The sequence below is a fragment of the Psychrobacter sp. genome (genome assembly GCF_030457785.1).
Taxonomy (GTDB): domain Bacteria; phylum Pseudomonadota; class Gammaproteobacteria; order Pseudomonadales; family Moraxellaceae; genus Psychrobacter.
This window is the reverse complement of record NZ_JAKDUI010000125.1, coordinates 1-8193: the sequence shown is the minus strand read 5'-3', so window position 1 is coordinate 8193 and position 8193 is coordinate 1. Positions and strand designations below refer to the sequence as shown.

General features: G+C 43.0%; 6 protein-coding genes. 1 reads left to right on the top strand and 5 read right to left on the bottom strand.

Annotation, left to right across the window (positions count from 1 at the left end):
* Window positions 1-23 precede the first annotated feature (23 nt).
* The 5 genes from L0J61_RS07200 to rdgB all read right to left on the bottom strand — a co-directional run bounded on the left by L0J61_RS07200 (window position 24) and on the right by rdgB (window position 6899).
* Window positions 24-920, bottom strand: coding sequence for a c-type cytochrome (locus L0J61_RS07200; RefSeq protein WP_301465669.1), 897 nt, complete (start codon window positions 918-920; stop codon window positions 24-26).
* Between the two features lie 667 nt (window positions 921-1587).
* Window positions 1588-2862, bottom strand: coding sequence for an ATP-dependent protease ATP-binding subunit ClpX (gene clpX / locus L0J61_RS07195; RefSeq protein WP_301465668.1), 1275 nt, complete (start codon window positions 2860-2862; stop codon window positions 1588-1590).
* A gap of 263 nt (window positions 2863-3125) precedes the next feature.
* Window positions 3126-3764 carry an ATP-dependent Clp endopeptidase proteolytic subunit ClpP gene (gene clpP / locus L0J61_RS07190; RefSeq protein WP_301465670.1) on the bottom strand — a complete coding sequence of 213 codons (639 nt, stop codon included), beginning with the start codon at window positions 3762-3764 and terminating at the stop codon, window positions 3126-3128.
* A gap of 603 nt (window positions 3765-4367) precedes the next feature.
* Window positions 4368-5711: a trigger factor gene (tig, locus tag L0J61_RS07185; protein ID WP_301465667.1), complete on the bottom strand. Its 1344-nt coding sequence runs from the start codon at window positions 5709-5711 to the stop codon at window positions 4368-4370.
* Window positions 5712-6242: 531 nt separating this feature from the next.
* Entirely contained in the window at window positions 6243-6899 is a 657-nt protein-coding gene (rdgB, locus tag L0J61_RS07180; RefSeq protein WP_301465666.1) for an RdgB/HAM1 family non-canonical purine NTP pyrophosphatase, read from the bottom strand.
* A gap of 509 nt (window positions 6900-7408) precedes the next feature.
* On the opposite strand from rdgB, the gene L0J61_RS07175 reads away from it, so the two are divergent.
* Entirely contained in the window at window positions 7409-8038 is a 630-nt protein-coding gene (locus tag L0J61_RS07175; RefSeq protein WP_301465665.1) for a superoxide dismutase, read from the top strand.
* Window positions 8039-8193: the final 155 nt, after the last annotated feature.

The window sequence follows — 8193 nt, the reverse complement described above, 5'->3', positions numbered from 1 at the left end:
GTTCTTCTGCTATTTCGCTTGCTTTAAAGCGATTGTATCTTATTTAAAAAGAACTTACTATAGCTGGCCACATCGATGGCTTCTTGGTCAGTCAGGGTATTGCCTTGACCAAAAGGCATTTTACCTTTTACAAATGCAGCCGCCTTGTACGTTCTTGCCATACCTGCGCCGTCGTTAAATGAGTCTGCACCAGCGATGGCAGGGTATATGTAAGTGCCATCGTCATTATACTTACCTTCACCATTTTCGCCGTGGCAAGTGGTACAGGTCGCAGCGAAAACCTCTTTTCCTTTGACAGGGTCTGGTGTGAGCGAGCTGTCGACTTCGACAAACCCACGACCTGGAGGTGAAACGCCAATTGGCATGTCTTGCGATAACCACGTCATATAAGAAATAAAGGCGTTCATCTCATCCGAATCCACTTCTAACGGGGTACCATTCATTGAACGCTGAAAACAACCATTGACGCGCTCTTGTAATGAGTTGACACGTGCATCACGCGAGCGATAGATGGGGAAGATACCTGGTAGACCATTCCATGGTGCAGCATAAGCTTCCGAACCATTTGCTAAGTGACAGCTAGTACAGTTGAGCTTGTTGCCGACGTTATCAGGTAGCTCTCGATAAGTATGATTGGCAAGCTCTAAGCCTCGACGGACGGCAGCACCGTACTCATCGTCAGGGATGGTCGATTCAGCGGGCATGCTGATGTTCAGCTTAGCGCCTGGGTTTTCCGCCAGCTCATTTTTAATCTCTGTTGCTTGCGCTTCGAGTGACTTCACTCGGGCGATGGCCTCGGCTTCTTCGACACGATCGACAGCTTTTGTGTCTGATTCACTACAGGCCGTGATGCTAGTAGCACCAATAGCAAAGAGGGGTGCTATTAGGAGATATGGCTTGGTCTGCAAAAAATTTTTCATTAAAACATCCTTATTATGAAAAACAATATCTGGATAAGTGTTTATCTGGTAATTGAATCGTCATACTGGAAGTAACGCCTTTCAATTAAGGGTCAAAAACTAAATACGTAATCAATCTGTAAGTTATTAGAAACATAATTGTATCAAATTGCATAATTATAGTATATAGATATATAATATGTAATTTATTTAGATTATATGTGAAAACAGACCCACCAGACAGCTCACGCGCTAAGGTAGTTGTATGAGGAGTTGTTGTAGGTTTAGGAATAGGGCTTTAACATAAAGATTATTCAAGTCACTTTTTTGTTCAAGCCCATTTTTTATCGGTAGCAGTGCTTGCAAGTCGTGAAGATCGATTATTTAGCGGTGTGTGGCTTTTTTTTGATAGGAGACGTACATTATTTTGCACGATCGATAGTTGGTGCTGAGGATGCCAATAGACCCTGCTTATACGGTCATAGCAAATAGAATGACTATACTGACTCTTTTTATCTTCAAATCGTCTAAAAAATACGCTCTGTCAGTGCCATGGTCGAATGTTCAACACGCCCTAGAGACCATAATAATGAAACAAAATAAAAGCGCCTTGGCGGAGTACGCCAGACGCTTTTATTTATTAAGACAGCGAATGAGTTGTCATTGGCTGCTCGAGCTAAGTTAAGAGTTAAGCAATCTTAGGTGTCTTACCTTCATTGATAACTTCTTCATCAACGAGGACTGTTTTAGCGTCCTTCATCGATGGTAGCTCGTACATGGTTTCGAGTAACGCATTTTCAACGATAGATCTTAAACCACGAGCGCCTGTCTTACGCTCCATGGCTTTTTTGGCCACGGCATCAAGTGCTTCTTTGGTAAAGCTGATCTCTGCACCTTCCATATCGAACAGATATTGATACTGTTTTACCAGTGCATTTTTCGGTTCGGTTAGGATTTGTACTAATGCTTCTTCATCGAGCTCTTTCAGCGCTGCCAGGACAGGCAAACGACCAATCAATTCGGGGATAAGACCAAATTTAATCAAATCTTCTGGCTCTACTTGTTGCAGAAGATCTGAGCTGCTTTTGCTATCGTCTTTTGAGCTGACATCTGCATTAAAGCCAATACCACCTTTTTCGGTACGTTGTTGAATCACTTGATCCAATCCAGCAAATGCACCGCCAACAATGATTAAGATATTGCTGGTATCTACTTGGATAAGCTCTTGCTGTGGGTGCTTGCGACCACCATGAGGTGGAATAGCTGCAACAGTGCCTTCGATTAGTTTTAATAAAGCCTGCTGTACACCTTCGCCTGACACATCACGCGTGATAGAAGGATTGTCGCCTTTTTTGCTGATTTTATCGATTTCATCGATATAGATGATACCTTGCTCAGCTTTACTGACATCATAGTCAGCTGCTTGTAGAAGTTTTTGTACGATATTTTCTACGTCTTCACCTACATAGCCGGCTTCGGTTAGGGTCGTTGCATCTGCCATTGCAAAAGGCACGTCGAGTAAGCGCGCTAACGTTTGAGCCAGTAGCGTTTTACCTGAGCCTGTTGGACCAATCAGCAAGATATTACTCTTTGCCAGCTCAACCATGGCATCATCAGCACCAATCTTAGATTTTTTATTGTCACGGGCTAGCGTTTGGCTGACTTTTAGGCGCTTGTAGTGGTTATAAACGGCGACTGCCAATGCTTTTTTAGCAGAGTCTTGTCCGATGACATAGTCATCAAGTTTGGCGCGCAGCTCTTTTGGTGTTGGTAGTTTTTTATCGACCCAAGAGGTGTCGATATCGCTATCATCATCACCATTTTCGTCGCTATCAGCGATTAAATCAGTACATAGCTCGATGCATTCGTTACAGATATTGGCATCGTCAGCAGCTATCAGTTGCTGTACATCACTTTTGGCTTTGCCGCAAAATGAACACTGCGGGGTGTTATCTTCTGCCATAAAAGGCGCTCCTAAAATATAAAACTGGTATCACGCCCAAATTAAGACAACATTCAGTCATACAAATTTTTCAAACTGGCTAACGGATTACGACAAGGTTTTTGCCCGTTAGCCATGCTCTTCAAATCGTGTCATCTTCAAATTGTGGCGACGATATTACTATCGGTCTCGCGGTATGTAGCTAATGGCATCAATACCTGCATAACTATGAAGTAAGGTTGCTGAAGCGAGGTTACTGCAGTAAGGTTTTTGCAGTATCAACTCTATAAAGAAGTAGGGCGGCGCTCTAATACTTCGTCAACCAAACCGTATTCTTTTGCTTCTGGTGCATCCAACCAAAAGTCACGCTCAACGTCTTTTTCGATTTTTTCTAACGGCTGGCCGGTGCGCTCAGACAAGATTTTATTTAAGCGGTCACGAATTTTTAAGATTTCGCGCGCATTGATCTCGATGTCTGTTGCTTGACCTTGTGCGCCACCTGAAGGCTGGTGAATCATCACACGTGCGTTGGCGAGTGCATAGCGCTTGCCTTTTTCGCCAGCGGCCAGTAGGAAAGAACCCATGCTATAAGCACCGCCCATGCAGATGGTTGATACTTCAGGCTTGATAAAGTTCATCGTGTCAAAAATAGCCAAACCAGCACTGACAGAACCGCCTGGCGAGTTGATGTATAAATGAATGTCTTTGTCTGGATTTTCAGCTTCTAAAAATAGCAACTGTGCGACGATCAGATTGGCCATATGGTCTTCGACTTGACCGGTCAAAAAGATCACACGCTCACGCAATAGGCGTGAAAAAATATCAAACGAGCGCTCACCGCGTGAAGACTGCTCTACAACCATTGGAACTAACGCAGATTGTGGTGCGCTTTGCGTATTTTGTACGTCGTTGTGTGCACTCATCAGCATATCAAAATGCGGGTTGGCAATGATACGGTCATAATCTGTCATAAAGATATCCTATTTATAAGTATACAAAATCAAGGGGTAATAAGAGTAGCTGATGGCTAGGGCGTGTCTTCAATTCAATCGGTAGTCATCTATTTATTGGTATCTAGCATTGTAAACATTGCAGGCTTCGAATAGAAGCTATCAAACTCTAAAGTGTATAGGCTGATATAGCTAGTCATGAAAAAAATGACATGGATACTATTAGCAGCGTTTACTTGTAGATGATGTTGTGAATATTAAAGGCGCCCTCTTAATTATTCAATAGTATCAAATAACATTTGCAAAAATAGCCACTAAAGATAATTGAGCTCATGGTAACTTTTTTATTGGCCGAATAGTAACTGTTTCGTGTGAAAAATGATAAACGACATCCTATTAATAAGGCGCCTATACGCATTTATCAAGGGGATGAGTGATAAACTATGAATAAAGATAGGATATGTACCGCCAACAAAAAATGCCCTAACACATCGTTAGGGCATTTCTAAATCACGCTAGCAGTCGCTACCAATCAAAGGTGCTCTGCTAAGCGGTATTGTGTCATGTCTTACGAGATTACATGCCTTGTTGCTGTTGCTGCTGAGCGGCTAGCAAGTCTTGGTAGCTGACTTCTTTGTCAGTTACTTTGCCTTGACCGATCAGATAATCAACGACTTGGTCTTCTAGGACGACAGACTCGATGTTAGCACGCTGTTGCTTGTCAGTGGTGTAGTACTCAATGACTTCAGCAGGATCTTCGTAGTTTTCAGCGGCTTCTTTGATGAAGTTTTCAACACGCTCTTGATCAACTTCCAAGCTCTTGGTATCGATAATACGAGCAACGATGATGCCAAGACGGGCAGCACGTAATGCCTGCTCTTCAAACAATTCATTTGGTAACATGTCTTTATCAAAGCTATCAGCGTTAGCGCCGAACTGTTGAGAGAAGCGTTGCATCATCATGTTGCGCTGACGCTCAATTTCTTGCTCTAACATAGCTGTTGGTACGTCAAACTCGTTCTTCTCTAGTAGCGCGTCAAAAGTTGCTTGTTTAACTTGGCTACGTGCAGCGTTTTTGATCTCACGTTCCATGTTTTTGCGAACGTCCTCTTTCAGCTTTTCAACACCGCCTTCAGTCACGCCGAATAGCTCAAGGAACTCATCGTCGATTTCAGGTAGTTTAGACTTCTCAACCAGTTTTACGTTGATTTTGAACTGTGCTTCTTTACCAGCTAAGTTTTCAGCTTGGTAGTCTTCTGGGAAGGTCACGTCGATGACTTTTTCTTCGCCAGCTTTCATGCCTTTGATGCCTTTCTCAAAGCCTGGAATCATCTGGTTGCTACCGATAACCAGTTTGAAGTCTTCAGATGAGCCGCCTTCGAATTTTTCGCCGTCGATTGTGCCTTCAAAGTCAAAAGTAACTTGGTTGTCTTTCGCCGCCATACCTTTCTTTTCAACGAATTCTTGACGTTGCTTTTGTAGGTTTTCGATCATGGTGTCGACGTCTTCTTCGTTCACTGTTGCAGTGTGACGCTCGACTTCGATTTCGTTGATACCTTCCACTTCTACTTCTGGGAAGATTTCGACAGTGGCTTGATAAACCAAGAAGTCGTCTTCTAGTTTCACATCGTCGATGTTTGGCATGCCTACAGCACGGATATCTTCAGACTTGATCGCTTCAAATACAGTATCACGGATCACGTCATTGATGACTTCTTGCTGAATACCAGCGCCGTACTGAGAGCGGATGTGCGACATAGGGACGTTGCCCTTGCGGAAGCCATCAATCTTGGCAGTTTTCGCAACTTGGCGAATACGACCTTCGACTTTGTTTTGAATCTTTTCAACGGGTACTTTAACCGTTAGCTGATTTTCTTTATTAGATAGCTTGTTTGTTGTGACTTGCAAGTCTGTAGCCATGTTAATTACACCTTTAGGATTAAATAATGATAGACAGTCGGGCACTCAATATACGGGTGTGCGCTGCTGACTGCCGTTTGAATAAACTAACTAAATAGGGGGATAGTGATAGCATTTGATTTCAAAGCAGAATCAAAATTCAGGACCAGTTGTTGTCGGCGCCATCGGTACGAGATTGGCACGGAAAAGGTACTGAAAATTGGCACTACTAGAAATCGGCACTAACAGCATGAAACTGTTTGATGTGGTCGATGCCATCAAATATCAATCATAAACCGACAATGTACTGCATAATATTCAATAAAAAGGCACTCGATACGGCATATCGGTGCATTATACAGACGAATAGCGGCTTTCAACAAAATTTTAAAAGTAGAACAGTATAATCTATCTGTTTATTAAAGTAAAAATTATCTGCTCGCCGGCAATATATAGCGCACCTGTGGCAGCTTTAGCACACCAAAATCTCAAGTAAGGTTCAGTGCACTTATAAACTTACAACAGCAACAGCTAGATAAAAAGCTAGACAGCTTATAAAGGCAGTTGTGCTAATAGCTGCTGAATGGCTTGACCACGATGACTGATACTGTTTTTGTGCGTAGCTTCTAGGCTCGCTGCCGTTGCTTGCAGCTCTGGCAACCAAAATAATGGGTCATAACCAAAGCCACCATCTCCCTGTGGTGCAGCCAAAATCTCACCGTGCCATAGACCTTGAGCGATAATCGGTAGTGAATCATCGGCATGGCGTACCATTGCTAGCACGCAAACGAACATACCTTTAATAGGCGTGTTTGGTTGTTTTTGACGTGTGGACTGTAAATCCTGAATCAGCTTGGCATTGTTTTTGGCGCTGTTCCCATGCTCACCAGCATAGCGGGCGGAATAGATGCCCGGCGCATTTCCGAGAGCGGGCACACACAACCCTGAGTCGTCGGCGATGGCAGGCAAGCCACTGATACGACTAGCATGACGTGCTTTGATGATGGCGTTTTCTACAAAGCTACGCCCATCCTCGATAGCGTCTTCAATGTCTAGTTGACCTTGCGGTACGATCGTCACATCCAGATTTTCTTGTGCAAACAACCTTTTGAACTCCTCCAGTTTTCCCTTATTATTACTGGCGAGTACCCACTGCGTGGGCAGGTTTTGATTGTTGTTGGCGCTGTGATGATCTAATACAGAAGTCATAAGGGTTGTCCTCTATGGTGAGTGGGCAGTATTGGCTATGGGTAATACTGGTTATGGGCAGCATTGGCGAGTAATGTAAGTATCTATTGTAGGATAGACAACCGTGTATGGCAGCGATTGATTTTATTTATCATGATTATTAAAAAATAATTAAGGGATATAACAGTCAGTAACTGTGCATAGCGATTTTCTTTGTTATACTTCTTGATAAGACTTAGACGTCACGACCCCTAACGAGTCATCGGTTAAACTACTGACGGCCAGTTCAGGCTGTGACGATAAGGTTGCAAGTTCAATAACAGAAAATTGATTTGCACACGTAATAGCAGATTTAGCCAGCCACTTATTTTATAGTTTTTTTGCGAGATAAGAGGGTTGCTAAGCATTATTCTGCTGATTACGATTTTAGAGATTTGAATAAAAACAAGCCACTTTTAGCCTCATGCATGCCTCAGCGCATGTACATCCTGAGTAATCAGAGGGCTAAACCAGCCAAGGAATATAATAATATGTCACATATTACTTTACCAGATCTACCATACTCTAAAGATGCGCTAGAACCACATATCAGTGCAGAGACTTTAGAGTTTCACCATGACAAACACCACAACGCATACGTTACGAAGCTAAACAGCTTGCTACCAGGTTCTGGTCTTGAAGGCAAAACATTGCCAGAAATCATCGAAGCGACAGCAGCAGATGACAGCAAGCAAGGTATGTTCAACCAAGCGGCGCAAGTTTGGAACCACACTTTTTACTGGAACTGCATGACACCAGAAAATGGTGGCGGTGAACCAACTGGCGATCTAAAAGCAAAAATCGAAGAAGATTTCGGCAGCTACGACAAGTTCCGTGAAGAGTTCAAAAACGCAGCAACATCACAGTTCGGTTCAGGTTGGGCTTGGTTGGTTGCTGACAAAGTCGGTGGCAAACTGTCTATCGCTAAAACTGGTAACGCAGGTACACCACTAGCCAATGGTCAAGTTGCTGTATTGACTTGTGACGTATGGGAACACGCTTACTACATCGATTATCGTAATCGTCGTCCTGATTATGTTGATACCTTCCTAGACAAGCTAGTGAACTGGGATTATGCAAATGCAAAATACAAAGGTCAAGATGCTGGTGTTGAAGAGTAGATAACGCTTCCATGACCAGACTGTCTTAGTTTGATATAAGTAAGAAAAGGACACCCAATAAGGTGTCCTTTTTTTTGCTTTTCAAAAAACGCGTTGATGAAAAAACAAGCATTGCAGAGTTGAACTTCTAAGAGAGTATTAATTTATGAATGATA

Excerpts from the sequence above, each read along its gene's own strand:
- L0J61_RS07200 (WP_301465669.1), bottom strand. The coding sequence starts at position 920 with ATGAAAAATTTTTTGCAGACCAAGCCATATCTCCTAATAGCACCCCTC.
- L0J61_RS07175 (WP_301465665.1), top strand. The coding sequence starts at position 7,409 with ATGTCACATATTACTTTACCAGATCTACCATACTCTAAAGATGCGCTA.
- clpP (WP_301465670.1), bottom strand. The coding sequence starts at position 3,764 with ATGAGTGCACACAACGACGTACAAAATACGCAAAGCGCACCACAATCT.
- tig (WP_301465667.1), bottom strand. The coding sequence starts at position 5,711 with ATGGCTACAGACTTGCAAGTCACAACAAACAAGCTATCTAATAAAGAA.
- clpX (WP_301465668.1), bottom strand. The coding sequence starts at position 2,862 with ATGGCAGAAGATAACACCCCGCAGTGTTCATTTTGCGGCAAAGCCAAA.
- rdgB (WP_301465666.1), bottom strand. The coding sequence starts at position 6,899 with ATGACTTCTGTATTAGATCATCACAGCGCCAACAACAATCAAAACCTG.